The sequence below is a fragment of the Pseudonocardia sp. 2-7 genome (genome assembly GCF_056341085.1).
Window position 1 is genome coordinate 1,547,923 of the sequence record NZ_CP094507.1, and the last position, 25,611, is coordinate 1,573,533.

The window sequence follows — 25,611 nt, forward strand, 5'->3', positions numbered from 1 at the left end:
TCCTCCTGCTCCGGCTCCGTGCGGGGTCATCGTCGCACAGCTCGCGGGCCGAGGATGATGTGCGGTGATGAAGTCACTCGTCGTGTTGGGCAGCACCGGGTCGATCGGCACCCAGGCCCTGGACGTGATCACCCGCGCCGGCGGGTTCACGGTGTCCGGGCTGGCCGCGGGCGGATCGGACGTGGACCTGCTGGTGTCCCAGGTCCGCACGCACCGGGTCGGGCGGGTCGCGGTCGCGTCCGCCGCGGCGGCGGCGCGGCTGCGGGAGGAGCTGCCCGGCGTCGAGGTGCTCGACGGCCCGGACGCCGCGACCGAGCTGGTCACCGCGTGCGGCGCCGACATCGTCCTGAACGGCATCACCGGCTCCCGCGGCCTCGGCCCGACCCTGGCCGCGCTCGCCACCGGTGCCCGGCTCGCGCTGGCGAACAAGGAGTCGCTGGTCGCGGGTGGTCCGCTGGTGTCGGCGGCGGCCGCGCCGGGGCAGATCGTGCCGGTCGACTCCGAGCACTCCGCGCTCGCGCAGTGCCTGCGCGGCGGGCGGGAGTCCGAGGTCGACCGGCTGGTCCTCACCGCCTCGGGCGGCCCGTTCCGCGGCCGGTCGCGCGCGTCGCTGCGGGACGTGACCGTCGAGCAGGCCCTGAAGCACCCGACCTGGGACATGGGCCCGGTCATCACCATCAACTCGGCGACGCTGGTGAACAAGGGCCTCGAGGTGATCGAGGCGCACCTGCTGTTCGGGGTGCCCTACGACCGCATCGACGTCACCGTGCACCCGCAGTCGATCGTGCACTCGATGGTCACCTTCACCGACGGCTCGACGATCGCGCAGGCGTCGCCGCCGGACATGCGGCTGCCGATCGCGCTGGCGCTCGGCTGGCCGGACCGCATCGCCGGCGCCTCGGCGCCGTGCCGCTGGGACACCGCGCAGAGCTGGACCTTCGAGCCCCTCGACGACGACGCGTTCCCCGGTGTGCGGCTGGCGCGCGCCGCCGGGACCACGGGCGGCTGCCTGCCCGCGGTGCTCAACGCGGCCAACGAGGAGCTCGTCGAGGCGTTCGTCGCCGGGGCGATCGGCTACACCGACGTCACCGACCTCCTCGGCGGGGTGCTGGAGGCGGCCGACGCCTGGACGGGTGACCCGGCTACCGTGGACGACGTGCTGGCTGCCGAGACCTGGGCCCGCGCCCACGCGCGCGAGAAGGCGGGAACGTGACCATCGTCTGGACGGTCGTCGGTATCGCGATCTTCTTCTTCGGGCTGCTGCTGTCGATCGCCTGGCACGAGCTCGGGCACTTCACCACGGCCCGCTGGTTCGGGATCAAGGTCCCGGAGTTCATGGTCGGCTTCGGCCGCACCCTCTGGTCGGTGCGTCGTGGCGAGACCGAGTACGGCATCAAGATGATCCCGCTGGGCGGCTACGTCCGGATGATCGGGATGCTGCCGCCCGCGAAGGGCGGGACGCTGGGCCGCAACCGTCGCACCGGTCCCTTCCAGGGGCTGATGGACGACGCCAGGGCGCAGTCGCAGATGGACGTGCGGCCGGAGGACGCGGACCGGCAGTTCTGGACGCGGTCACCGTGGAAGCGGATCGTCGTCATGTTCGCCGGGCCGTTCATGAACCTGATCCTGGCGGTGGTGCTTTTTTCCCTGGTCCTGATGGGGATCGGCGTACCGACCGCTACCACCCAGATCGAGTCGCTCGAGAAGTGCGTGCTCCCGGCCGTCGCGGTCCAGGACGGTGTCCCGCAGGAGTGCCCGGCCGGAGCGCCGCTCGCCCCTGCGCTCGCGGCCGGGGTCCAGCCCGACGACCGCATCCTGTCGGTCCGTGGGCAGGAGTTCGGGCCGGACGACGGTACCGCGCTCCAGGATGCGATCCGCGCGTCGTCGGGGCCCACCCCGGTCGTCGTGGAGCGGGCCGGCCGGCAGATCCCGCTGACCGTCGACGTCATCCCAAACGTCCTGCCGGCACGGGGCTCTGCGGACCCCTACGCCACGGTGACGGCGGGCTATCTCGGTGTTGCGCTCGACACGCAGTACACGCAGCTCGGGCCGGGTGACGTCGCCGCTCAGATCGGCAACGGCGTCGTCCGCACGGCGGAGGCGATCACCCAGATCCCCGCCCGCATCCCGGCCCTGTTCGGTGCCGCGTTCCTCGGCGAGGAGCGGAGCCAGGACAGCCCCATGGGCGTCGTCGGCGTCTCGCGGATCGGCGGCGAGATCCTCGCCCAGCAGGACGTCCCGTGGCAGGCCGATGTCAGCCGGTTCCTGATGATGCTGGCCGCGGTGAACCTGTCGCTGTTCCTGCTGAACCTGCTCCCGGTCCCGCCGCTGGACGGCGGCCAGATCGTCCCGGCGATCTGGGAGGCCATCAAGCGCAACACCGCGAAGCTGCTCGGGCGCCCCGACCCCGGGCCGGTCGACGCGGCCAAGCTCCTGCCCGTCGCCTACGTCTTCGTGATCGTCTTCCTGGGGTTCTCCGTCATGGTCGCGATCGCCGACATCGTCAACCCGGTGCGGCTGTTCGGGTGAGCGCAGCACCCGAGGGCGCACGCCCGCTGGCCGTCTTCGACATCGACGGCGTCCTCGCCGACGTCTCGCACCGGCTGCACTTCCTCGACGTGCACCGGTGGGAGAAGTTCTTCGCCGCCGCGCACGCCGACCCGCTGCTCGACGAGGGCGCGGACCGGTTGCGCGCGGCCCAGGACGAGTACGACGTCGTCTACCTGACCGGTCGCCCCGAGCGGAACCGCAGGCTGACCGAGACCTGGCTGAGGGGCTTCGGCCTGCCGACCGGGCCGCTGTTCATGCGCCCCGACGACGACCACCGCCCCGCCCGCTACGTCAAGCGCGAGGTCCTGCGGCTGCTGGCCCGGGAGCGCGAGATCGCGATGATCCTCGACGACGACCCCGCCGTCGTCCGGGTGCTGGAGGCCGACGGGTGGCCGGTCGAGCTCGCGACCTGGCTGCCGCACAGCTCGACGCTGCAGGACGCGCAGGAGAACCAGGGCCGCACGTAGTGCCCCTGCTCACCGGGTACGGCGGGTCCCGCGGCGCGGTGGGATAGTGGAGGTCGTGAGCGTCTCCCTGGGTATGCCGTCCGCGCCCGCGCCGACCCTGGCCCCGCGCCGGAGGACGCGGCAGCTGCAGGTCGGCCCGGTCGGTGTCGGATCCGACCACCCGATCTCCGTCCAGTCCATGACGACCACCCTGACCTCCGACGTCAACGCGACCCTCCAGCAGATCGCCGAGCTGACCGCGGCCGGCTGCGACATCGTGCGCGTCGCCTGCCCGTCCGCCGACGACGCCGAGGCCCTGCCCGCGATCGCGCAGAAGTCGCAGATCCCGGTGATCGCCGACATCCACTTCCAGCCCAAGTACGTGTTCGCCGCGATCGAGGCAGGCTGTGCCGCGGTGCGGGTGAACCCGGGCAACATCCGCAAGTTCGACGACCAGGTCAAGGAGATCGCGCAGGCCGCGAAGGACCACGGCACGCCGATCCGGATCGGTGTCAACGCGGGCTCGCTCGACAAGCGCCTGATGGAGAAGTACGGCAAGGCGACGCCCGAGGCGCTCGCCGAGTCGGCCATGTGGGAGGCGGGCCTGTTCGCCGAGCACGACTTCCACGACATCAAGATCTCGGTCAAGCACAACGACCCGGTCGTCATGGTGCGGGCCTACGAGCTGCTCGCCGAGCAGTGCGACTACCCGCTGCACCTGGGCGTCACCGAGGCCGGGCCCGCGTTCCAGGGCACGATCAAGTCGGCCGTCGCGTTCGGGGCGCTGCTGCGCCAGGGCATCGGCGACACCATCCGGGTCTCGCTGTCCGCGCCGCCGGTCGAGGAGATCAAGGTCGGCCAGCAGATCCTGGAGTCGCTGAACCTGCGCCCGCGCAAGCTGGAGATCGTCTCCTGCCCGTCCTGCGGTCGGGCCCAGGTCGACGTCTACACCCTCGCCGACGAGGTCACCGCCGGTCTGACCGGCATGGAGGTCCCGCTGCGCGTGGCCGTCATGGGCTGCGTCGTCAACGGTCCCGGCGAGGCGCGCGAGGCCGATCTCGGCGTCGCCTCCGGCAACGGCAAGGGCCAGATCTTCGTCAAGGGCGAGGTCATCAAGACCGTCCCCGAGCACAAGATCGTGGAGACGCTGATCGAGGAGGCCATGCGGCTCGCCGAGGAGATGGGCGAGAGCGTGGACGGTGTGACGGGTGAACCGCAGGTGACCGTCGGCTGAGCGAGTGCCGGTACCGGACGGGCGTCGGCGTGGCATCATGAACCCGTGCTGAGGGTGGCCGGAGCACGGCTTCTCGACGATCGTCACCGCTCCGGGGTGCACGACGTGCTCGACGCCGACCCGGTCGCCGCGTGCATGGTCGCCTCCCGTATCGAGGCGGTCGGCCTCGACCCGTGGCGGCTGGGCGGTGAGCTGTGGTCCCACGGGGCCCCGGCGGACGGTCTGTGCTTCTCCGGGGCGAACCTGGTGCCGCTGCGCGGTGACCGGGCGGCGCTGCGTGCCTTCGCCGACCGGGCCCGCCGGGCCGGACGGGTGTGCTCGTCGCTGGTGGGGCGGGCCGAGCTCGTCCTGCCGCTGTGGGAGGAGCTCGCACCGGGCTGGGGCCCGGCCCGCGAGATCCGGCCCGACCAGCCGCTGATGACCCTCGAACGGCCGCCCATGATCGCGCCCGACGCCCGGGTGCGTCCGGTCCGGATCTCCGAGCTCGACCGCTACCTGCCGGCCGCCGTCGCGATGTTCACCGAGGAGGTCGGCGTCGACCCCCGGGAGGGCGACGGCGGGGCGGGCTACCGGGCCCGGGTCGCCGAGCTGATCACGTCCGGGCGGGCGTTCGCCCGGTTCCACGACGGTGAGGTCGTGTTCAAGGCCGAGATCGGCGCCCTGTCGCGCACCGTCGGCCAGATCCAGGGGGTCTGGGTGGACCCGGCCTGGCGCGGGCACGGGCTCGGCACGGCCGGGACGTCGGCGGTCGCGGTCGCGCTCGCCGGGATGGGCCGCTGCGCCAGCCTGTACGTCAACGCCTTCAACGCTCCGGCCCGGGCCGCGTACCAGCGGGTCGGGTTCGTGCAGGTCGCGCGGTTCGCCACCGTCTTGTTCTGACCGCGATCGGGTCGCGGTGCTTGACCGTGCCGCAACGGCACGGTGTCGACTCGGCCGTGGCCGCGGACATCCGCCGCGCCACCACGAGCAGGGAGGTCGTCGTGTCCCGTTCCAGCTCCGCGTCGCCGGTCGTCACCGGGACCGGTCCGCGCCCGGGGTGGGTGGAGGTCGTCGTCGGCCTGGTCGTGCTGGCCGCCGTCGCCTACGGTGGCGGACCGCTGGTGCTGCGGACCCTCGACCCCGGTCCGCTCGCCGGGGGCCTGTTCCTCGCGGCGCTGTCGGGGATCGCGGGCATCGCCGGGTTCGCCGCGGCCGTCGCGGTCCGGCGTCGCCCGCTGCCGGAGTTCGGCGTGCGGGCGACGTCCGTGCGCTGGCTGCTGCTCGGCGCCGCCGGGGCGGTCCTGGCGTTCGTCGTCAGCCGGCTGCTGGTGGTCGGGATGGTCGCGCTCGGGATCGAGCCGGAGAACATCCAGGGCGCCTACGCCGACGCGGGCAGCGGCGGGGCCTGGTCGGTCGCGCTGTCGCTGCTGTTCCTCGCGGTGCTGACACCGCTGGGGGAGGAGCTGCTGTTCCGCGGGGTGGTCACCTCGGCGCTGCTGCGCTACGGCGCCGTCGTCGGTGTGCTGGGCAGTGCCGTGGTCTTCGCGCTGGCGCACGGGCTGAACGTGGTGTTCCTGACGGCGCTGGTCGTCGGGCTGGTCGCGGGTGAGCTGCGACGACGCAGCGGCTCGGTGTGGCCGGGGGCGGTCACGCACCTGGTGCACAACGCCATGGCCCAGGTCGTCGCACTGGCGTTCGCCGGGGTGCTGTGAGCGACGGGCAGCTACCAGGCGCCTGATAGCGTCCGGTCCGTGCCCGACGAGGACGTGCCGCTCTGGGAGCTCATCCGGACGGCCCACGTCGTCGCCCGGGGGTTCCAGCGGGTGTTCGCCCGGGCCGGCCTGACCGCGACCGGCTTCGGCGTGCTCGCCGAGCTCGCCGACCGCGAACGGACGGGCGGGCCGCCGCCGTCGCAGGCCGAGCTCGCCCGGATCGTGCTGCTGCGCCCGCAGAGCGTGGGGGAGCTGGTCACCGACCTCGTCGCCCGCGGCCTCGTCCGCCGCGACGGGCCGGGGGGCCGTGGGCGCCGCGCCGGTCTGGAGCTCACCGACGACGGCCGCGCCGCGCTGCAGCGTGCCCGGCCGCTGGTGCAGGAGTTCACCGCGCCGGAGGCCATCGGGCTCGACCGGGACCGGACCGCCGAGCTGACCGCGATGCTGCGGACCGTGCGCGAGACGCTGGCCGCGGCGGAGGACTGACGGGCGCCCGGACACCCGGGCCTCACACCGGGCGCGGCATACTCGCTGATCGTGATCGCCACTCTGCGGAAGCGCCCCCTGGTCCTGGCCGCCGCGATCGTCGTGCTCGTCGCGGTGGGTGTCGTGGTGGCGCTGCTGCGCCCCTGGGGAGGTGCCGGGACGACCGCCGAGCGGTACGTCACGGCCTGGGCCGCGGGGGACGCGCCGGGTGCGGCCGTCTACACCACGGACGCGGAGGCGGCGGGCGCCTACCTGCAGAAGTCCCGCGACGACCTCGCCCCGGCCGGCATGACCGCCCGGGTGACCGGCACCCGCACCGACGGCGACCGCGCGACGTCGACGGTGGAGGTCGCCTGGGACCTGGGGCAGGGCCGGGCCTGGAACTACACCCTGGACCTGCCGCTCGTCGCCGCCGACGACGCCGCGGGCAACGACACCGGCTGGGCGGTCGACTGGTCGCCCGCCGCGTTCGCGCCGGGCCTCACCGACGGCCAGCGCCCGGTGACCCGCACCGTGACCGCCGCCCCGGCGCCCGTCCTCGACGCCGGCGGGGCCACGCTGCTCGCGCCCACGCCGGTCGTCACCGTCACCCTGGACAAGGCGCAGGTCGGGCAGGCCGCGGGTGGGCTCGGCTCCGCACTGGGCACGATCGACCCCGCGATCACGGCGTCGAGCATCACCGCGGGTGCGAACGCCGTGCCGGACGGACAGGCCTACACCGTCGTCGTGCTGCGGGAGCCCGACTACCAGCGGGTCCGCGACCGGATCTACGACCTGCCCGGCGTCCGGTTCGTGTCCTCGACGCGGCTGCTGCCGCCTGACCAGGGCTTCGCGGGGCAGCTGATGCAGGGCGCTCGCGCCGACATCGAGAAGGCCGCCGGCGGGACGCCCGGCTGGTCGGTCGACGTCGTCGGCGCCCGCGGCGAGACCGTCCGCTCGGTGGCCGGCCAGCCCGCCGGGCCGGGGAAGCCGGTCACCCTGGAGCTCGACCGCACCGTGCAGGACGCGGCGCAGGCCGCCGTCGACGCCGACTCCAAGCAGGCCATGATCGTCGCGATCCGGCCGTCCACCGGGGCGGTGCTCGCGGTGGCGCAGAACGCGGCCGCCGACCGCGACGGCGCGCTGGCCCTGACCGGCCGCTACCCGCCCGGCTCCACCTTCAAGATCGTCACCGCGTACGGGGCGATGCCGGCGGAGAACCTCACCCCGCAGTCCCCGGTCGAGTGCCCCGGCACCACCGTCATCGACGGGCGCACCATCCCCAACGAGGACTCCTTCGTGCTCGGCACCGTGCCGCTGACCGAGGCGTTCGCGCAGTCCTGCAACACCACGTTCTCCCGGCTCGCCCTCGGCCTGCCCGCCGGCGGCCTCCCGGACGCCGGGAAGGCGCTCGGCTTCGGCGCGGACTGGAAGATCCCCGGGATGACGACGATCACCGGTACCGTCTCGCCCGCGACCGACGACCTGCAGCGGGCCAGCGACGGCTTCGGACAGGGCGACGTCCTCGCCTCCCCGTTCGGCATGGCGCTGGTGTCGGCGACGGTCCAGCACGGCGCGCCCGTCACGCCGTCGCTGATCCGCGGGGCGACGACCGAGGCCGCCGTCGCGCCGGGCACCCCGGACCGCGCGGTGCTCGACCAGCTGCGCCCGATGATGCGCGCCGTCGTCACCTCCGGGACGGCGCGGGCCGCCGCCGGGCAGGGCGAGGTGTACGGCAAGACCGGCACCGCCGAGTACGCGGGCCCCGACGGCGGCAACCGCTCGCACGGCTGGTTCACCGGTTACCGCGGTGACCTGGCCTTCGCCACCCTCATCGTCGACGGCGGGTCGTCCGGGCCCGCGGTGCAGATGACGGCGCGCTTCCTGGCGGGCGTCCCGCGCTGAGCGACCGGCCGGGCGGCGGCGGGACGGCGTCGTGCCGGGCGCCCTACCCTGGTCGTCGTGCACCCCAGCCGGATCCCCGCCCTGGCGTTCGTGGCCGACCTCGTCGCCGTCGTGGTGTTCGCCGCCATCGGGAGGCTGAGCCACGCCGAGGCCGACAGCGTGCTCGGCCTGCTCGGCACCGCGCTGCCGTTCGCGCTGGGGGTCGCGGCGGCCTGGGCGACGCCGTGGGTGCGGTCGGCGCCGGCGTCGCTGCGCGCCGGGGCGGTCGTGCTCGCCGGGGCCGTGGTCGTCGGGCTCGTGCTGCGGCTGGGGTTCCTGGGGCGGCTGCCGCTGTCGTTCGCCGTCGTCGCGACGATCTCGCTGGCGGTGCTGCTGCTGGGCTGGCGGGGGATCTCCGCCGCCGTCGCGCGGATGCGGGCCCCGCGCACCCCGACCCGCTGAGGGCCCCGGACGTACGATGGGGGTCATGTCGACCCGCACGCTGCTCGTCCCCGGTACGCCGACCCCAAGTCGCGAGGTGCCGTCGCACATCCCGCGTCCGGAGTACGTCGGCAAGCCGGCCCCGGCACGCAGCCGCCGCGGCGACATCCAGACGCCCGAGACGATCGAGCTGATGCGCCACGCCGGGAAGATCGCGGCCCAGGCGCTGCAGCTCGCGGGGGAGACCGTCCGCCCCGGCATCACCACCGACGAGATCGACCGCGTGGTCCACGAGTTCCTCGTCGACCACGATGCGTACCCCTCGACGCTGGGCTACCGCGGCTTCCCCAAGTCGTGCTGCACCAGCCTGAACGAGGTCATCTGCCACGGCATCCCGGACACGACCGTGATCGACGACGGCGACGTGCTCAACGTCGACGTCACCGCGTTCGTCGGCGGGGTGCACGGCGACACCAACGCGACCTTCCTCGCCGGTGACGTGTCGGAGGAGGCGCGGCTGCTCGTCGAGCGCACCCGCGAGGCCACGATGCGCGCCATCAAGGCCGTCCGCCCCGGGCGTGAGCTGAACGTCGTCGGCCGGGTCATCGAGTCCTACGCCAAGCGCTTCGGCTATGGCGTGGTCCGCGACTTCACCGGCCACGGCATCGCCCACGAGTTCCACTCCGGGCTGGTCGTACTGCACTACGACCAGCCCGACGTGCACACCGTCCTCGAGCCGGGGATGACCTTCACCATCGAGCCGATGATCACCCTCGGCGGCATCGACTACGACACCTGGGACGACGACTGGACCGTCGTCACCAAGGACAAGTCGTGGGTCGCGCAGTTCGAGCACACCATCGTGGTGACCGACGACGGCGCGGAGATCCTGACCCTGCCCTGAGGCGGGGCCGCCCGGCGTGTGCGGTCAGGCGGCGGCGCGCTCGCGCAGCAGGGCCAGCGCCTCGTCGGCGTGCTTGTTCATGTCGGTCTCGGACCCGACCTCGGCGAGGACCGCGCGGTCCGGGCCGATCACGAACGTCTTGCGGCGGGTGTGGAAGTTCCCCGGGAGCCAGGCGCGGTAGGCGCCGAAGGACTTCGCGACGGCGTGGTCGGCGTCGGACAGCAGCGGGAACCCGAAGCCGTTCGCGGCGGCGAACATGTTCTGCTTGTCCGGCCGGTCCGAGGAGATCCCGACCGGCTGCGCGCCGACCTCGGCGAACTCGGCCGCGAGGTCCCGGAAGTGGCAGGCCTCGGCCGTGCAGCCACCGGTCATCGCGGCCGGGTAGAAGAACAGGACGACGGGCCCGGCCGCCAGCAGGTCGGACAGCCGGCGCGGTGCGCCGGCCTCGTCGGGCAGCTCGAAGTCGGTGGCGGTGTCGCCGACGGCCATGGTGTCTCCTCGGGTCGCGGGTGCGGGGTGGGTCAGGAACGTGGGGGCAGCGGGAGGAACCCGCTGGTGCGGCGGACGTAGTCGGCGTAGCCGGGGCGCCGGTCGGCGATGTCGCGTTCCAGCAGCGCCGCGCCGGTGCCCTTCATCAGGTTCGCCGTGATCACAGCGACCCCGACGAGGCCGATCAGCCCGGCCGGGTGGTGCAGGGCGAGGATGCCCAGGCCCCACCAGACGCAGGCGTCGCCGAAGTAGTTGGGGTGGCGGGTGAACCGCCACAGCCCGCGGTCCATCACCTCGCCGCGGTTCGCGGGGTCGGCGGTGAACCGGGCGAGCTGGGCGTCGCCGACGGACTCGAAGGTGAACCCGACCGCCCAGAGGAGCACGCCGAGCACGGTGACGGCGACCAGCCATCCGGCGGGCGCGGTGCCGTACTGGGCGACCTGCACGGGGAGCGAGACGACCCACATCACCGCGCCCTGGGTGAGGTAGACGCGCCGGCCGATCGAGCCGCGCTCGCGCAGGTCGACGTAGCGCCGGTCCTCGGGCTTCCCGTGGTTGCGCCGCGCGATGTGGCGGGCCAGCCGCCCGCCCCACACCGCGACGAGCACGACCACCAGGGCGCGCCGCCAGCCGTCGCCGGTCGGGTCGAGGGCCGTCGCGGTCACCGCGGTGACGAACGCGACCCACACGAACCCGAGCCCCCATACGACGTCGACGCCGTCGTGCCGGCCGCGCCGCACGCCGATCGCGTACGCGAGGGCCATGAGCACGGCGACGGCGACGGCGGTGACGCCGAGGTTGACGGCCCACGCCGCCCAGGGGAACGGGTTCACCCCGGTCATGCTGTCGCGGCCGGCGACGGCGCGCCCGCCGGGGCGGACCCGACGGCCGGGTCGAGCCCCAGGATCCCGGTGCGGCTGCGCGGGAGCCCGGAGGTGCCGTCGGCACCGGGGCGGACGGTGAGGATCTGGTGCACGCCCATCCGGTTCTCCTCGAACGCCAGCGCGGCGCCGGCCAGGTACAGCAGCCAGATCCGCCACTGCTCCTCGCCGATCATCCGGACCGCGGTGTCGCGGTGCGCCTGCAGCGTCTCCAGCCAGGGCCGGACCGTCCACACGTAGTGCTCGCGCAGCGAGTGCACGTCGACGATCTCGTGCCCGGCCTGCTCCAGGAACCCGAGGGTCTCACCGAGCGGGCGCATGTACATGTCCGGCGCGACGTAGGCCTCCATGAACGCGCCGCCGCCGGGTGCGGTGTTCGCCCCGACCGACCCGCGCGACATCTGCTGCAGCAGCAGGCGTCCGTGCGGGCGCAGCATGCGGTGCAGCTGTGCGGCGTACACGCCGTAGTTCTCCTGCCCGACGTGCTCGCCCATCTCGATGGAGGACACGGCGTCGAAGGGCTGCTCGGAGATCTCGCGGTAGTCCTGCAGCCGGATCTCCACCCGCTCGGACAGCCCCGCCCGGCGGACGCGCTCGACGCCGTAGTCGCGCTGCTGGGCGGACAGGGTCACGCCGGTGGCGTGCACGCCGTAGTGCTCGGCCGCGTGCACGAGCAGCGAGGCCCACCCGCAGCCGACGTCGAGCAGCCGCATCCCCGGCGCCAGGCCGAGCTTGCGGCAGATCAGGTCCAGCTTGTCGCGCTGGGCGTCGACCAGGGTGTAGCCGGGCCCCTCGTCGCGGGTCCAGTAGCCGCACGAGTACGCCATCTGCGGATCGAGCAGGAAGGCGTAGAACTCGTTCGACAGGTCGTAGTGGTGGCTGATCGCGTCGCGGTCGCGGCGACGGCTGTGCCGCCGCCCGCCCAGCCGGGCCTCCGACGCCGGCGGTCGCGGCGGGGGGCCGACGGCGCCGAGCCGGGCCGCGGTGCCCAGCGCACCCAGCTTCTGACGCAGGTCGAGCGTCGCCGAACCGGTCCCCGGCTTCGCGAGCGCCCAGAACCGGGACAGCCCGTCGGCGACGTCCCCGTCGACGGACAGGTCGCCGGAGACGAACGCGCGGGCCAGGCCGAGCTCGCCCGGCGCCCACAGCAGCCGGCGCAGGGCCCGGCGGCGGTTCACGATCACCGTCGGTGGGTTCGGGTCGTCGGGGGTGCCGGTGCGGCCTGCCTCGCTGCCGTCCCAGGCGCGCAGCCGCACCGGGAGCGGGGCGCCGAGGACGTCCTCCAGGAGCGAGGTGAGGCGCTCCGCGGGGGTGGTGGTCATGGGGGCACCTCTCAGAAGGACGGGCGGCGCTGCAGCGAGAACTGGACGACGTCGAGGTAGCCGACGCGGAACCCGGCCTCGCAGTAGCCGAGGTAGAACTCCCACATCCGCCGGAACGTCTCGTCGAAGCCGAGCGCCTCGACCTCGTCCCACCGCGCGAGGAAGCGGGTGCGCCAGTGGCCCAGGGTGCGGGCGTAGTCGTAGCCCAGGCTCCGGCGCTCGGCGACGCGCAGCCCGCCGGTGTGCCGGGCGAGGTTGTCCTCGATGGCCTCGACCGACGGGATGATCCCGCCGGGGAAGACGTACTTGTGGATCCAGGTGTAGTCGTTGCGGGCGACCATCATCCGGTCGTGCGGCATGGTGATCGACTGCAGGCCGACCCGCCCGCCCGGCTTGAGCAGCCGGTCCAGCGCGGCGAAGTACGTCGGCCAGTACTCGACGCCGACGGCCTCGATCATCTCGACCGACACGACGGCGTCGTAGGAGCCCTGGGCCTCGCGGTAGTCGCGCAGCAGCACCTGCACCCGGTCGGCCACGCCCGCCTCGGCGAGCCGCGCCTCGGCGAGGGTCTTCTGCTCCTGCGAGATCGTCAGCGTGGTGACCCGGGCGCCGCGCTGCGCGGCCCGCGTCGCGAGCCCGCCCCAGCCGGTGCCGATCTCCAGCACGTGCATCCCGGCCTCGACGCCCGCCATGTCCAGGATGCCGTCGATCTTGCGTTCCTGGGCGAGGACGAGGTCGTCGGAACCGTCGGCGAACCAGCCGGCGGAGTAGGACATGGTGTCGTCGAGGAACAGCGCGAACAGCTCGTTGGACAGGTCGTAGTGGCGGTGGATGTTCTCCCGCGACCCCTCGACCGAGTTGACCTCGACGGTGGGCCGGCGGGCCTCGGCGAACCGGCGGCCCAGCCGCTGCAGGGCGGGCGGCACCAGCGTCGACAGCCGGGCGGCGAACGGGGTGAGCAGCCCGGGCAGGTCGGTGGTCGTCCAGTCGCCGACCATGTACGACTCGCCGAACCCGATCTTGGAGTTCGCGCCGAGCCGGTGGAAGAACGCCGACGGGCGCTCGATGCGCATGACCGGCGAGGTCGGGCCGCCCGCACCGAGCCGCTCCCCGCCGGGGAACACCACCCGCACCGGCAGCGACCGGACCGCGTTGCGGAACAGCGACTCCGCGATCCGGGCCTTGGCCGGAGCCACGGGCGGTGTCGCCAGACCGGGCCACACACCCTCGTTGGGGCGGGGCACGGCGTGCCTACGGGGCCGGGCGCCGCGCACGCCACCGGGGGTGGGCACGGCGATCCCGTCGTGCTGCATGGTCATCGCGTGACCCCTTCCTGGTGCTGATCCTGTGTGGAGTGTTCGTCGGGGAGGCCCGCGCGGTTCTGTGGTGGCCGGGCCGGTTTCGGCACGACCGGCAGCTTCGTCCACAGCGCGATGCCGTGGCGCCGGATCAGCGCCGCGGTCCGCTGGGTGACCAGTGGGCGGCGCAGCACCGTGCGCGCCACCTGCCGGGTGGTCGCGGGCCTGCGGATCCCGGCCAGGGTGGCGACGAAGGCGGGCGCACCGTCCTGGTGCAGCGTGATCGCGATGCCGAGCCGGTCGTCGGGCTCGGGCAGGCGCATCGTGTAGTGGCCGTCGACCGTGAGGAACGGCGAGACGTAGAACTCCTTGTCCACGCCCGCCCGCCCCGACGGGTCCGGGTGCAGCAGGTAGCAGTGCCGCTCGCCGTAGGTGTTGTGCACCTCCGCGACCACGCAGGCGAGCGTGCCGTCGGCGCGGTGGCACCAGAACACCGAGATCGGGTTGAACACGTAGCCGAGCACCCGGGCGTGGGCGAGCATCAGGACCCGGCCCCCGGCCAGGTCGATGCCGTGCGCGGCCAGGTAGGTGTCGACGTTCTCCCGGATCCCGCGCTCCGGGTCCCCGAGGTGGTCGCGGGCGTCGAAGCGGGCGAACGGGCGCAGCCAGAACGGCAGCCGCGGCAGCGCGTCCAGGTCGACGAGCCAGTAGTAGATCGAATGCGAGAACGCCGTCTCCAGGTCGCGCCTGCGGGCGTGACGGACCTCGGCGTCGTAGAGCGCCGGGGTGCTCACCAGCTCACCCCGAGCGCGCGGGCGGCGCGCACGCCCGAGGCGCAGCCGTCCTCGTGGAAGCCCCAGCCGTGGTAGGCACCGGCGTAGGCGGTGACCGGGGTGTTCAGCTCCGGCAGGCGGCGCTGGGCGGCCACCGATTCCGGCGTGTACACCGGGTGCTCGTAGGTCATCCGCGCGACGACGGCGTCCGGGTCGATCCGCCCGGCGCCGTTCAGCGTGACCACCCAGTCGTCGGGGTCGGTGAGGCGCATCAGCCGGTTCATGTCGTAGCTGACCAGGACCGGGGCCGCGGTGCCGTCGGATCCGCCCGGCCCGCCCGTGGCGTCCGCACAGGCGGGCTTGAGGTAGTTCCAGGACGCCCGGGCGCCGGACCGGCGCGGCAGCAGCGAGGTGTCGTGGTGCAGCCAGGTCTCGTTGCGGGAGTAGGTGAACGCCCCCAGCACGGCCCGCTCGTCGGCGGTGGCGCCGTCGCCGAGGACCGCCAGCGCCTGGTCGGGGTGGGTCGCGAGCACGACGTGGTCGAACGCGGCGACGGTGTCGGCGTCGTCGCGGACCTCGACGCCCGCGGTCGAGCGCAGGACCGAGCGGACCGGCGTCGCGGTGCGCACCGCCGGGAGCTGCTTGACGACACGGTCCACGTAGGAGCGGGACCCGCCGGTGACGGTCCGCCACTGCGGGGAGCCGCCGATCCCGAGCATGCCGTGGTGGTCGAGGAAGGTGAACAGGTAGCGCGCCGGGTAGTCCAGCGAGAGCGCCGCGCCCGCCGACCACACGCAGGACACCACCGGGATCATGAAGTGCTGCACGAAGTAGCGGGAGTAGCCGCCGATCGCGAGGAACGCCCCGAGCGTCACATCGCCGGCGGACTCCTCGGCCAGGACCCGGCGTGCGTGCCGGTGGAACCGCACGACCTCGCCGAGCATCCGCAGGTAGGCCGGCCGGGCCACGTTGGAGGCCTGCGGGAACAGACCACCCAGCTTGCGGGCACCGGCGTACTCCAGCCCGCAGCCGTCGCAGCGCACCGACATCGACATGTCGGAGTCCTGGGTGGCCACCCCCAGCTCGCCGAACAGGCGCAGCAGGTTCGGGTAGGTGCGGTCGTTGTGGACGATGAACCCGGAGTCGACGTGGGTGGTCCCGCCGTCCGAGGACGCCAGCTCGTGGGTGTGGGCGTGCCCGCCCGGGCGGGCGTCGGCCTCGTACAGCGTCACGTCGTGGCTGCGGGACAGCAGGTAGGCGGCCGTCAGACCGGACACCCCGCTGCCGACCACGGCGACGGTCGGACGCGCCTGCGGTGCACTCACCTGTCAACTCCTTCGAGGGCGACCCGCAGCCCGGCCGGGGCGGGTTCCGCCATGGCGTTCGCGATGACCGGGTCACGGGGTTCGGCCCCGAGCTCGCCGAGTGCGAAACGTCGCACCAGGGCGGTCCAGTCACCGGCGCGGCGGAGCATGGCGTGGCCGTCGCCGAGCACGTCGAAGCGGGCGACCCGGTCGGTCACCGACCGGGCGCGCAGGGCGTAGGCGTAGGACGCCGCGGGGTCGGTCATCCGCTCCCGGTCGCCGTGCGCGATCAGCACCGACCGCCCGGCGAGCTGGTCGACCGGGTCGGAGCCCTCCAGCCAGGGGGCGAGCCCGCACACCGCGACGACGCCGGGTGCGCCCGCCGCCCGCAGCACCGCGCGGGCACCCATCGAGTGCCCGACGAGCACGACCGGGCGGCCCGGGTAGCGGCGCGCGAGCTCGTGGACGGCCCACTCGGCGTCGCGGTAGGCGTCCATGGCCGGGCCGTTCCAGCCCCGCACCCGGTAGCGCAGCAGGTGCACCGCGACGCCCGAGCCCGTCCCGGTCCGGTGGGCGCGCCCGCCGCGCTCCAGGGAGTGCGCGAACGGCAGCATGCGCAGCAGGGCCAGCCCGCGCCGGGCGGGCGCCGTGGAGTGCGACTTCCCGCCGTGGGCGACGAGCACGACACCGGCCGGTTCGGGGTGTCGGTCGCCGGCGTTCTCCAGCCACGGACTCGGATCGGGCACGGGGCGCCTCGCAGGGGACGGGGTGCACGGGGCACCGGGACGGTCTCGGCGCGTGTTCGTCCGGCGGCCCGGTGGTGGCCGGTCGGTGGGACCGTCCTCACATCGGGTCGGCCCGGACACGGTCCGCGACCGGTGCGTACCCGTCGACCCTAGATCGGGTCCGCAGTACCTCGCTCGTCGAGACATCTCGGCGCGCGGGGATCGCTCGAACGGGTGAGGTGTGCATCACCTCCGGTGGTCGCGGCCGGGGTGGGTAGGACCACGGACGCATCCGGTCGTCGTGAGGGGCGAAGATGGTCGCGTGCCCGGGACCGGGCGCCGCGGACGGACGGGCGGGGAGAGGACGACGACGATGGGCGTGCCACCGGAGCTGACGGTGTGGCAGAAGGTCGTGGCGACGGTGCGACGCCGGCGTCGCGGGTCGGGCTTCTGGTTCGGGCTCGCGATCGCGGTGATCTGGCCGTTCGTCGTCTTCGGGACCCGGCTGGGCTGGCGCGGCGCGGAGCACCTGCCGCGCACCGGCGGCGCCCTGCTGGTCGGCAACCACGTCTCGTTCTCCGACCCGATCTTCGACATCGCCTTCGGCACCGCGCACGGCCGGATCCCGCGGTTCCTGGCCAAGGGCGAGCTGTGGTCGGTGCCGGTGGTGAAGTGGGTGCTCGGGCACGGCGGGCACATCCCGGTGTACCGGTCGTCGAAGCGGGCGGCGGAGTCGTTCACCGGCTCGATCGACGCCCTGGAGCGCGGGGAGATCGTCGCGATCTACCCGGAGGGCACCTACACCCGCGACCCCGGGCACTGGCCGATGAAGCCGAAGAACGGCGTCGCCCGGATCGCGCTGCGCTCCGGCGCCCCGGTGATCCCCATGGCGAACTGGGGCACCCAGGACTTCCTGCCCGCCGACGGGAAGCCGACGCCGTTCCCGCGCAAGCGGGTCACGGTCGCGCTCGGCCCGCCGGTGGACCTCTCGGAGTTCGCCGGGAAGCCGCTCACGAAGACCACCCTCGACGCGGCCACCGCGAAGATCATGGACGCGGTGACCGGGCTGCTCGAGGAGCTGCGCGGGGAGACCCGTCCGGCGACGACGTACGACCCGGAGGCGCGGCCGCGTCCGGAGGCGCCCGGCGAGCCGCTCGACCCGGCCGAGCGCGCCGCCGGCTGATCCTCAGATCTCCAGGCCGAGCAGGGCGTTCTCGATGACCTCGGGCAGCGCCGGGTGGATCCAGTACTGCCCGGTCGCGATCTCGGAGACCGTCTGGCCGAACACCATCGCCTGGATCAGCTGCTGGACCAGCGTCGACGCCTGCGGCCCGAGCAGGTGCGCGCCCAGCAGCCGTCCGGTGCCCTTCTCCGCGACCAGCTTGCAGATGCCGGTGCGGTCCTCCATCGCCCAGCCGTAGGCGACGTCGCCGACGTTCTGCACCTTGACCGCGATGTCGAACCCGGCGTCGCGGGCCTCGGTCTCGGTCATGCCGACCGAGGCGATCTGCGGCTCGGTGAACACCGCGGCCGGGACGAAGTCGTGGTTGGTGGCGCGCAGGTCGTCCGGGTGCGCCAGGTTGTGCCCGACGATCTTGGCCTCGTGGTTGGCCACGTGCTTGAGCTGGTGGGGCGAACTCACGTCGCCCAGCGCCCACACGCCCGCGGCGGAGACGCTGCGCTGGTACTCGTCGACGGCGACCCGGCCGTCGGCGTGTACGGTCACGCCGCCCCGGTCCAGGTCCATCCGGTCGCCGTTGGGCATCCGGCCGGTGGCGACGAGCAGCGTGTCGGCGACGACGGTGGAGCCGTCGTCGAGGGTGATCTCCACCTCGCCGGGGCCGCCGCTGCCGTCGCCGGACAGCGCGGTGACCTGACGGCCCAGCCGGCAGTCCCAGCGGGCGGTGGCGACCTCGGTGAACCGGTCGGACAGCGTGTCGTCGAGGTGGCGCAGCAGCTTCGGGCCGCGGGCGATCACGGTGACCTCGGCGCCGAGCGCGGAGAACACGTGCGCGAACTCGGACGCGATGTAGCCGCCGCCGAGGATCGCGAGCCGGCGCGGGACGTCGTCGATCCGCATCACGGTGTCGGAGGTCTCGAACGGCACACCGGCGTCGCGGACCAGCGGCGGGATGCTCGGCCGCGACCCGGCGGCGATGACGATCCGGTCGCCGGTGACGGTGTCGGTGCCGGAGCCGTCGGTGCGCTCGACGCCCAGCTCGCGCTCGCCGGTGAAGCGGGCGTGCCCGAAGTGCACGGTGACGTTGGGGCTGCGGTCGACCCGGTAGGAGCGCCCACCGTCGGAGATCGGGTCGATCCGGCCGAACACCCGGTCCCGGATGTCGGCCCAGCGGATCTTGTCGACGGTGCCGTCGACGCCGTAGGTGTGCGCGTGCCGGATGGTCTCGGCGACGTCCGCGGCGTAGACGTACATCTTGGTCGGGATGCAGCCGACGTTCAGACAGGTCCCGCCGAACACCCCGTGCTCGACGATCGCGACGTCGAGATCGGCGAAGCGTTCGTCGATGAAGGTGTTTCCGGAACCGGTGCCGATGACGACCAGATCATGGTGGGCCACGTCGCGAGGCTAACCGCTTCCGCGGGCCCGCGACGCTCTGGTACCCCTCTGCGGATGACCGTTCCCACACCGGCCGCGGCGACCCCGACCCTGCACCGCGCCTGGGCCGCCGACCTCGACCCGGCCACCCTGTACGCGCTGCTCGCGCTGCGCACCGCGATCTTCGTCGTCGAGCAGGAGTGCCCCTACCAGGAGCTCGACGGGCGCGACCTCGAACCGCGCACCCGGCACCACTGGCTGGCCGACGACGGCACGGTCGTCGCGACCCTGCGGCTGCTGGCCGATCCCGGCGGGGTGCTGCGGATCGGCCGGGTCTGCACCCGCGCCGACGCGCGCGGACGTGGGCTGGGGCACCGGCTGATGGACTCGGTGCTTGCTGAGGTCGGGGACCGCCCCTGCGTGCTCGACGCCCAGGAGGTCCAGGAGCCGTTCTACGCGCGGCACGGATTCGTGCCGGCGGGGGAGCGGTTCGTCGAGGACGGCATCCCGCACGTCCCGATGGAGCGCCGCCGCTCCTGAGCGGGGCTCGGCCCGCGGCCCGCTTGCGCAGGTCCGGCGGGAACTGCCCGGCGTCGATGCAGGCCTGCGACCAGCGGTCCAGGTCGGCGACGACGCCGTCGAGGTCGTCGCCCAGCGCGGCGACCAGGTCGTCCTGGGACGCGTCGGTGGCGGCCTCGACCCGCTCGCGGAAGCGGCGGCCGTCGTCGGTGAGGGCGGCGTCGGACCCGGCGGAGGTGGTCAGGCCCTCCTCGGCGAGCCTGCGGGCGCCCGCGTCGGCCATGTCCTGCGGCCAGGCGCGGGTGCCGGAGTACTCGCCGAGCGGGTAGCCGACCCACAGCTCGGCGAGGATGCCCATCCGCACCGGGTCCAGCCCGGCCGCGACGGAGGCGGCCACGTGGCCGTCGCCGCGGTGCTCGCGCACCAGGTCGGCGGCCCGCCACAGCCGCCCGGCCGGGTCCTGCGGCCGGGGCCGGGCACGCAGGGCGGAGAACAGCGGCCTGCCCGCGCCGGACACCGCGTCGACGGCACGCTCCAGGATCCCGGCGACCTCGGCGACGCGGCCCGCGTCGGTCTCGTCGCCGAGGACCGCGCGCAGGCTCGCGGCGGTCTCGGCGTCGCGCAGCTGCTGCAGCTCCTCGACGTCGACAAGACGCAGCGCGTCCTCCCAGGTGGAACCCACGAACCCGGGCTCGAACACGGCGAACGCGGCCGCGACCAGCGCCCCGGGCGCCCGGCCGCCGAACGGTCCGCCGCGCCCGCCGACGTAGGCGGTGAAGAAGTCCAGGCCGCGGGCGCCGACGGCGTCGCCGACCCGGGAGGACCAGACGTCGTGCATCGCGACCGGTTCGAGCGCGTCGCGCAGCCGGCGGGCCGGTGCGCCCCCGGTCACCGCGCCGGGCACCTCGATCCCCTCCGGTGCGGCGGCGAAGAAGATCCGGACGGCTTCGGCGTGGTCCACGTGCGCTCCTCGCGGGGTTCGGCGGCGCTGCCGGCCCGACGGTAGTTCCAAGGCCGGTGTCGCACGACCGGACGGCGGGCGTGCCCCGCGCGTCGCCGTCGCCGGGACGCCGAGTGCGCGATACTCCCGCGCGTGCCCGGACCCAGAGGGTGCACGGGCGGACACGCTGGGAGAGGAAGGCGGAACGGATGAGCGACGACCGACGGGGCGGCGACTCCCCGGCCTGGGGGCGGGTCGGACCGGAGGACCCGACGGCGGACCCGGCGACCCATCCGGCGCTGCGCACACCCGACCCCACGGCCGATCAGCCGACCGTGGCGGTGCCGGTGGAGGGCGGCGGCCCGGACTCCGAGGCCACCACCGAGAAGCGCGCGATCCCGCACACCCGCACCGGCGGGCTGTGGGCCGCGCTGATCCTCTCGGCGGTCGTGCTGATCTTCCTGCTGGTGTTCATCCTGCAGAACACCGAGCCGGTCGCGATCAACTTCCTGTGGCTGACCGGGACGCTGCCCACCGGGGTGGCGCTGCTGTTCGCCGCGATCGCCGGGATCCTGCTGGTCGCCGTGCCCGGGACGGGCCGGATCCTGCAGCTGCGCCGGCAGGCGCGGCGGGGCTGACCCGCACGGGTCGCGGCCGGGGATGCGGCCGCGACCCCGGGGAGGTCAGCGCCGGCGGCGCGGCCGGTCGGTGCGCGCGGCCCCGCCCGCGGCCGGGCGGCGGCGGGGCGCCGGCTTCGGCGGCTTGGCGACGACGATCGGCTCGCCGGACGGCTCCCGCGCACCGGTCACGCGGACCAGGTCCGGGTGCCCCGGGCGGACCGTCGAGACCTCGGCGGAGACCCCGGCCTGGCGGGTGAGCAGGTCCACCTCGGCGCGCTGCTCGGGCATCGCCAGCGTCACCACGACGCCGTCCTCACCGGCCCGGGCGGTACGCCCTGCACGGTGCAGGTAGGCCTTGGGGTCGGCGGGCGGGTCGACGTGCACGACGAGCCCGACGTCGTCGATGTGGATGCCGCGGGCCGCGACGTCGGTCGCGACGAGCACCGGCACCGCACCGGAGCGGAAGTCGTCGAGCGCGCGGTTGCGCTGGCTCTGCGAGCGGCCACCGTGCAGCGGCCCGGCGGCGACGCCTTCGCGGCGCAGCACCCGCACCATCCGGTCGGCGCCGTGCTTGGTGCGCACGAACAGGATCGTGCGGCCCTCCCGGGCGGCGATCTCGGCGACGACGCGGGACCGGTCGTCGCGGTCGACGACGAGCACGTGGTGCTCCATCGTCGCGACGCTGCCGGTCGGCGGGGCGACCGAGCGGGTCACCGGGTCGGTGAGGTGACGCCGGACCAGGGTGTCGACGTCGCCGTCGAGGGTCGCGGAGAACAGCAGGCGCTGCCCGTCGGCGGGGGTGCGGTCGAGGATCGCGCGGACCTGGGGCAGGAAGCCCATGTCGGCCATGCGGTCGGCCTCGTCCAGCGCGGTGATCGTGACCTCGGACAGGTCGCAGGTGCGCTGCTGCAGGTGGTCGGACAGCCGGCCCGGGGTGGCGACCAGCAGGTCGATCCCGCGCCGGAGCTCGGCGACCTGCTTGTTCATCGACATCCCGCCGACGATGTCGGTCACCCGCAGGTCGACCGCCTTCGCCAGCGGCGCCAAGACCTCGACGACCTGGGTGGCGAGCTCGCGGGTCGGGACCAGCACCAGGCCGCGCGGGGCGGTCGGGCGGGAGCGCTCCCCGGCCAGGCGGGCCAGCAGCGCGAGCCCGAAGGCGAGGGTCTTGCCGGACCCGGTCTGGCCGCGTCCGAGCAGGTCGCGCCCGGCGAGGGTGTCGGGCAGCGTGGCCGCCTGCACCGGGAACGGGGCGGTGAAGCCCTGCTCGGCCAGCGCCTTGGTCAGGCGCTCGGGCAGGCCCAGCTCGGCGAACGACGGCATGCCGTCCTCGGGCTCGACCCACTGCGGCTCCGGCTCCGCCTTCGGGGCGGCGACGGCGGCGGCGCGGGCCGGGGCCGGACGCGATGCCGCGGCGGCGCCACCACCGCGGCGGCCGCGGCGGGCGGCCGGACGGTCACCGCCGCGCTGCGCGGACCGGGCGGGGCCGCGGTCGACCCGGCTCCCGTCCTGGAGGTGCTCGCGACGCTCGGCGCGGTTGCCGCCGCCGTCGCCGGAGCGCTCGCCCCGGGCGGGGCGGTCCCCACGGGGGGCGCCGGAGCGCTCGCCGCGGGCGGGGCCGCCGGTGCGGGCGCCCCGGGCCGGACGCGGGGCGTCGCGGCGGTCGTCGTCCCGGGCGGGACGGTCGCGGCGGTCGTCGCCGCGGGTCTCGGTGCGGCGGTCGTCGCGCCGGGCGGACCCGCGCTGGGCACCGCCGTCGGCGGACGGGCCGGACGGGCGGGTGGCCCGCCGGCGGGCGGGACGGTCGGACGTGGTGCCGGCGTCGGACGACGGCGGGCGGAACTGCGGCCTGGTCAAGACAGGTCTCCTCGAGAACGTGGCACGTCCTGCGGAGACCTCGGGGGAGGTGTGCTCGGCCGACGGGCCCGGGCGCGGCGGCGCGTCGTCGCGGTGCGCGCTCCGTGATGGAAGGGCTCGGCCCGGCGGCTCTGGCGGCCGGACGCTCGTCGATCCACACTACGCGCCGTACCCGTGCTCCCCGGTGCCGGGCCGCCGGGACGCGACGCGTGACGCCGCGTCGCGCCCCGGGGGAGCGGCGGGCCGGGTCAGCCCAGCAGGGTGCGTTCCCGCAGCTCGGCGAGGAGTCGCCCGGGTGCGGCGGGGTCGAGCCCGCGGGCGACGAACCACTCGCCGATGCGTCGGACGTCACGGTCCAGGAACTCCGGTCCCTGCGGGTTCCCGACGACGTCGACGACCTGTGGCAGGTCGATCAGCACCGCCCGGCCGTGGTGGACGAGCACGTTGTAGGCCGACAGGTCGCCGTGCGCCCAGCCGAGGTCGGCGAGCACGCCGAGGGCGTCGACGAGGTCGTGCCACAGCGCGGTCAGCTCGCCCGCGTCCGGGCGCAGCGCGGCGAGCCGGGGTGCGGCGCGCCCGTCGGGCGTGCCGAGGAACTCCAGCAGGACCTCGGTCCCGTCGACCGACACCGGGTAGGGCACCGGGGCGCCCGCGGAGTGCAGCCGGGCGAGTGCGGCGAACTCGGCCGCCGCCCACTGCCCGGCGATGAGGTCGCGGCCCAGCGCGGTGCGCTGCGCCATCGCCCGTGTCTCCCGGGAGCGCCGGACGCGGCGCCCCTCCAGGTAGCCGGCGTCGCGGTGGAACATGCGGTGCGCGGGGTCGCGGTAGCGCTTGGCGGCGAGCAGCACCCCGTCACGGCCGGGGAGACCGCGTTCGACGAGGTGCACGTCGGCCTCCTTGCCGGTCTTGAGCACCCCGCGCTCGTGGTCGACGGCGCCGGCGTCGGTCACCAGCCAGCCGGGGCGGGGGTGCGGGCCACGGGCACCGGCGGGCAGCCCGGGCCAGGTGGACCAGCGGTCACCACCGCCGGGGACCTCGGCGGTGTCGGGGTCGTGCCCGGCCCGGCCGTCCAGGGCGAGCGCGGCGGTGTCGGCGCGGCCGGGACGGGGGCGGGGCTCGTCGTCGTCGAAACGGCGGCGACGGCGGACGGGATCGGGACGGTCGGAGGAGTACACGTGCGGCTCCGGAGGCGGCAGGGAGTGCCGCGCGGAGCCGGTCCTCAGGGACCGGTCGTGCCGCGCGGCGGGGACGGTGCGGGCGGGCACGCGCTGCGCACCCGGACACGACGGACGGCCATCGGTACGCACCTCCCCGCTCGCACCGCGCGGCCCTGCCGCGCCACCGGTCCCTCCGGCCGGTGGCGACCCTGCCGGAGGCCGTCCCGGCCCGCCACCGGTTTTCCGCGCCGCGCGGGGCCGGTGCTCAGCCGAAGGCGCTGAGCGCGCCGAGCCCGATCGCGGCGAACAGCGCCGCCCACACCACGACGGCCACGACCTGCCAGATCACGACCTGCCGCCGGTCCAGCCCCGCCGCGACCATCCCGAACGCGGTCACCGAGATCGCCATCAGGGTCGGGGCCAGCAGCGACGCGACCGGGACGCCGTAGCGGTCCACCCGGGCGATCACCTTCTGCCGCCGCTCCGACGGCGGCCGCGACGCGCGGCGGCCGAGTCCCCGCCGGGCCCGGTCGCCCAGCCGCACCGCGACGACCAGGGCCAGCACGTTGCCCGCGATCGCCCCGGCGGCGGCGAGGAGCACCGGCATGCCGGTGATCGTCCCGACCAGCGTGCCCGTGTAGGACTCCAGGAACGGCACGACGCCGATCACGAACACCGCCAGGAACTGCCACACCGGGTGCAGGGCGTCGACCCACAGGTTCAGCTGCTCGACCATGCCCGGATCATGCCGTATGTCCGACTCGGTGTGCGGCTTCAGGCCGGGATGACGAGATCCAGGTGGTCGCCGTCGCGCTCGACGAGGTGTCCCGCCCGCCGCGCGATCCGGGCCACCGCGCCGGCGTCGGCGGGCTCGGCCCGGGAGGTCGCCAGCAGCCGGGCCAGGCCGCCCTTGTGCGACTTGTTGTGGTGGCTGACGACCGACCGGCTCCCGTCCGGGCGCTGGGCCAGCACGTTCACCGTCACCGCGCCGGGGACCGTGCCGAGCGCGGCGTAGCCGCCCGAGCGGAGGTCGACGACTAGCTCGCCGCCGGCGATGCGGGCCAGCAGCGGGTCGAGCGCCGGGCGCCAGCGCGCGGCCAGGGTGCCCGAGCCGGGCAGCCTGGAGCCCGCCGAGAGCCGGTAGGGCGGGATCGGGTCGTCGGCCCCGAGCAGCCCGAACAGGGCCGAGCACACCGCGAGCCGGGACCGGGCCCGGTCCCGGGTGGCGCGGGTGAAGGAGCCGGCGTCGAGGGCGTCGTAGAGGACCCCGGTGTAGCGGTCCAGCGCGGGAAGCGTCGGGTTCGTGCGCAGCGCGGCGTTGCGGTCGATCTCGGCGTCCTGGCGCTGTGAGACCCCGAGCGCGGCGCGCGCGGCAGGCCGGTCGCCGGCCAGTGCGACGAGCTCGTCGCAGAGGTCCGTGCGGACGGGGCCGAGGTCGGCGTGGTGGGACAGGGCGGCGAGGTCGAGCGGCGGGCCGTCGCCGCCGTCACGCTTGGTCTCCGAGGGCGGCAGCACGACGAGCACGGCGCATCAGACTAGTGATCGCTTCCGCGG

The 25,611-nt window shown here is 74.7% G+C and carries 25 protein-coding genes and 1 pseudogene; 13 read left to right on the forward strand and 13 right to left on the reverse strand.

Going from position 1 to position 25,611, the window contains the following annotated elements; translation table 11 throughout:
- The first annotated feature begins 67 nt into the window (after window positions 1-67).
- The 10 genes from dxr (at window position 68) to map (ending at window position 9,615) form a co-directional block, all read left to right on the forward strand.
- The gene (gene dxr, locus MTO91_RS07720) at window positions 68-1,213 is read left to right on the forward strand and encodes a 1-deoxy-D-xylulose-5-phosphate reductoisomerase (RefSeq protein WP_346101981.1); all 1,146 of its coding nucleotides are present in this window, start codon (window positions 68-70) and stop codon (window positions 1,211-1,213) included.
- The gene (locus MTO91_RS07725) at window positions 1,210-2,529 is read left to right on the forward strand and encodes a M50 family metallopeptidase (RefSeq protein WP_345642852.1); all 1,320 of its coding nucleotides are present in this window, start codon (window positions 1,210-1,212) and stop codon (window positions 2,527-2,529) included. The genes dxr and MTO91_RS07725 overlap by 4 nt, the downstream gene beginning before the upstream one ends.
- Window positions 2,526-3,017: a phosphatase domain-containing protein gene (locus MTO91_RS07730; RefSeq protein WP_346101985.1), complete on the forward strand. Its 492-nt coding sequence runs from the start codon at window positions 2,526-2,528 to the stop codon at window positions 3,015-3,017. The genes MTO91_RS07725 and MTO91_RS07730 overlap by 4 nt, the downstream gene beginning before the upstream one ends.
- Window positions 3,018-3,072: 55 nt before the next feature.
- Window positions 3,073-4,230 (forward strand): flavodoxin-dependent (E)-4-hydroxy-3-methylbut-2-enyl-diphosphate synthase, encoded by a 1,158-nt coding sequence (ispG, locus tag MTO91_RS07735; RefSeq protein WP_174565920.1) that lies wholly within the window; start codon window positions 3,073-3,075, stop codon window positions 4,228-4,230.
- Between the two features lie 45 nt (window positions 4,231-4,275).
- On the forward strand, window positions 4,276-5,109 hold the full coding sequence (locus MTO91_RS07740; RefSeq protein WP_251784821.1) for a GNAT family N-acetyltransferase: 834 nt from the start codon (window positions 4,276-4,278) through the stop codon (window positions 5,107-5,109).
- A gap of 101 nt (window positions 5,110-5,210) precedes the next feature.
- Window positions 5,211-5,921 carry a CPBP family intramembrane glutamic endopeptidase gene (locus MTO91_RS07745; protein ID WP_345642842.1) on the forward strand — a complete coding sequence of 237 codons (711 nt, stop codon included), beginning with the start codon at window positions 5,211-5,213 and terminating at the stop codon, window positions 5,919-5,921.
- Window positions 5,922-5,960: 39 nt separating this feature from the next.
- Window positions 5,961-6,407: a MarR family winged helix-turn-helix transcriptional regulator gene (locus MTO91_RS07750; RefSeq protein ID WP_345642839.1), complete on the forward strand. Its 447-nt coding sequence runs from the start codon at window positions 5,961-5,963 to the stop codon at window positions 6,405-6,407.
- A gap of 51 nt (window positions 6,408-6,458) precedes the next feature.
- On the forward strand, window positions 6,459-8,291 hold the full coding sequence (locus tag MTO91_RS07755) for a penicillin-binding transpeptidase domain-containing protein (protein ID WP_476654149.1): 1,833 nt from the start codon (window positions 6,459-6,461) through the stop codon (window positions 8,289-8,291).
- A gap of 57 nt (window positions 8,292-8,348) precedes the next feature.
- Window positions 8,349-8,732 carry a DUF3054 domain-containing protein gene (locus MTO91_RS07760; protein WP_224403194.1) on the forward strand — a complete coding sequence of 128 codons (384 nt, stop codon included), beginning with the start codon at window positions 8,349-8,351 and terminating at the stop codon, window positions 8,730-8,732.
- Window positions 8,733-8,757: 25 nt separating this feature from the next.
- Window positions 8,758-9,615 carry a type I methionyl aminopeptidase gene (map, locus tag MTO91_RS07765; RefSeq protein ID WP_073578284.1) on the forward strand — a complete coding sequence of 286 codons (858 nt, stop codon included), beginning with the start codon at window positions 8,758-8,760 and terminating at the stop codon, window positions 9,613-9,615.
- A gap of 24 nt (window positions 9,616-9,639) precedes the next feature.
- Here map and MTO91_RS07770 read toward each other — a convergent pair whose 3' ends face one another.
- From MTO91_RS07770 to MTO91_RS07800, 7 genes are read right to left on the reverse strand one after another with little or no spacing between them, the layout of a single operon-like run.
- Complete coding sequence (locus tag MTO91_RS07770; protein ID WP_476654150.1) at window positions 9,640-10,104, reverse strand: peroxiredoxin; 465 nt, start codon at window positions 10,102-10,104, stop codon at window positions 9,640-9,642.
- A 32-nt stretch (window positions 10,105-10,136) separates the two neighbouring features.
- Window positions 10,137-10,946 carry a DUF1295 domain-containing protein gene (locus tag MTO91_RS07775; RefSeq protein WP_476654151.1) on the reverse strand — a complete coding sequence of 270 codons (810 nt, stop codon included), beginning with the start codon at window positions 10,944-10,946 and terminating at the stop codon, window positions 10,137-10,139.
- Window positions 10,943-12,307 carry a class I SAM-dependent methyltransferase gene (locus MTO91_RS07780; protein WP_476654152.1) on the reverse strand — a complete coding sequence of 455 codons (1,365 nt, stop codon included), beginning with the start codon at window positions 12,305-12,307 and terminating at the stop codon, window positions 10,943-10,945. Before MTO91_RS07780 ends, MTO91_RS07775 begins: the two co-directional genes overlap by 4 nt.
- Before the next feature lie 11 nt (window positions 12,308-12,318).
- Window positions 12,319-13,626: a class I SAM-dependent methyltransferase gene (locus MTO91_RS07785; RefSeq protein WP_476654153.1), complete on the reverse strand. Its 1,308-nt coding sequence runs from the start codon at window positions 13,624-13,626 to the stop codon at window positions 12,319-12,321.
- Window positions 13,623-14,399: a DUF1365 domain-containing protein gene (locus tag MTO91_RS07790; RefSeq protein WP_208822470.1), complete on the reverse strand. Its 777-nt coding sequence runs from the start codon at window positions 14,397-14,399 to the stop codon at window positions 13,623-13,625. The genes MTO91_RS07785 and MTO91_RS07790 overlap by 4 nt, the downstream gene beginning before the upstream one ends.
- The gene (locus tag MTO91_RS07795; protein ID WP_476654154.1) at window positions 14,396-15,703 is read right to left on the reverse strand and encodes an NAD(P)/FAD-dependent oxidoreductase; all 1,308 of its coding nucleotides are present in this window, start codon (window positions 15,701-15,703) and stop codon (window positions 14,396-14,398) included. Before MTO91_RS07795 ends, MTO91_RS07790 begins: the two co-directional genes overlap by 4 nt.
- Window positions 15,700-16,428 carry an alpha/beta hydrolase gene (locus tag MTO91_RS07800; RefSeq protein ID WP_405418581.1) on the reverse strand — a complete coding sequence of 243 codons (729 nt, stop codon included), beginning with the start codon at window positions 16,426-16,428 and terminating at the stop codon, window positions 15,700-15,702. Before MTO91_RS07800 ends, MTO91_RS07795 begins: the two co-directional genes overlap by 4 nt.
- A gap of 352 nt (window positions 16,429-16,780) precedes the next feature.
- Between MTO91_RS07800 and MTO91_RS07805 the strand changes: the two genes are divergently transcribed.
- The gene (locus tag MTO91_RS07805) at window positions 16,781-17,590 is read left to right on the forward strand and encodes a lysophospholipid acyltransferase family protein (RefSeq protein WP_226355786.1); all 810 of its coding nucleotides are present in this window, start codon (window positions 16,781-16,783) and stop codon (window positions 17,588-17,590) included.
- A gap of 3 nt (window positions 17,591-17,593) precedes the next feature.
- Here the strand turns inward: MTO91_RS07805 and MTO91_RS07810 are convergent, their stop codons facing one another.
- The gene (locus MTO91_RS07810) at window positions 17,594-18,985 is read right to left on the reverse strand and encodes a mycothione reductase (RefSeq protein ID WP_476654155.1); all 1,392 of its coding nucleotides are present in this window, start codon (window positions 18,983-18,985) and stop codon (window positions 17,594-17,596) included.
- A 54-nt stretch (window positions 18,986-19,039) separates the two neighbouring features.
- Here MTO91_RS07810 and MTO91_RS07815 point away from each other — a divergent pair, with 54 nt between their 5' ends.
- Window positions 19,040-19,504: a GNAT family N-acetyltransferase gene (locus MTO91_RS07815; RefSeq protein WP_357457915.1), complete on the forward strand. Its 465-nt coding sequence runs from the start codon at window positions 19,040-19,042 to the stop codon at window positions 19,502-19,504.
- A 97-nt stretch (window positions 19,505-19,601) separates the two neighbouring features.
- Here the strand turns inward: MTO91_RS07815 and MTO91_RS07820 are convergent.
- Window positions 19,602-20,321 (reverse strand): annotated as a pseudogene (locus MTO91_RS07820) (SCO6745 family protein); the annotation flags it as partial.
- Window positions 20,322-20,632: 311 nt separating this feature from the next.
- Between MTO91_RS07820 and MTO91_RS07825 the strand changes: the two are divergent.
- Window positions 20,633-21,061 carry a LapA family protein gene (locus tag MTO91_RS07825; RefSeq protein WP_073578144.1) on the forward strand — a complete coding sequence of 143 codons (429 nt, stop codon included), beginning with the start codon at window positions 20,633-20,635 and terminating at the stop codon, window positions 21,059-21,061.
- A 45-nt stretch (window positions 21,062-21,106) separates the two neighbouring features.
- Here the strand turns inward: MTO91_RS07825 and MTO91_RS07830 are convergent, their stop codons facing one another.
- From MTO91_RS07830 to yaaA, 4 genes are all read right to left on the reverse strand, one after another.
- Entirely contained in the window at window positions 21,107-22,900 is a 1,794-nt protein-coding gene (locus MTO91_RS07830) for a DEAD/DEAH box helicase (protein WP_476654156.1), read from the reverse strand.
- Window positions 22,901-23,148: 248 nt separating this feature from the next.
- Window positions 23,149-24,075, reverse strand: a complete 927-nt coding sequence (locus MTO91_RS07835; RefSeq protein ID WP_476654157.1) for an RIO1 family regulatory kinase/ATPase domain-containing protein — start codon at window positions 24,073-24,075, stop codon at window positions 23,149-23,151.
- A 247-nt stretch (window positions 24,076-24,322) separates the two neighbouring features.
- Window positions 24,323-24,793, reverse strand: coding sequence for a hypothetical protein (locus MTO91_RS07840; RefSeq protein WP_476654158.1), 471 nt, complete (start codon window positions 24,791-24,793; stop codon window positions 24,323-24,325).
- 38 nt (window positions 24,794-24,831) lie between these two features.
- The gene (gene yaaA / locus MTO91_RS07845; RefSeq protein WP_476654159.1) at window positions 24,832-25,581 is read right to left on the reverse strand and encodes a peroxide stress protein YaaA; all 750 of its coding nucleotides are present in this window, start codon (window positions 25,579-25,581) and stop codon (window positions 24,832-24,834) included.
- Window positions 25,582-25,611 lie beyond the last annotated feature (30 nt).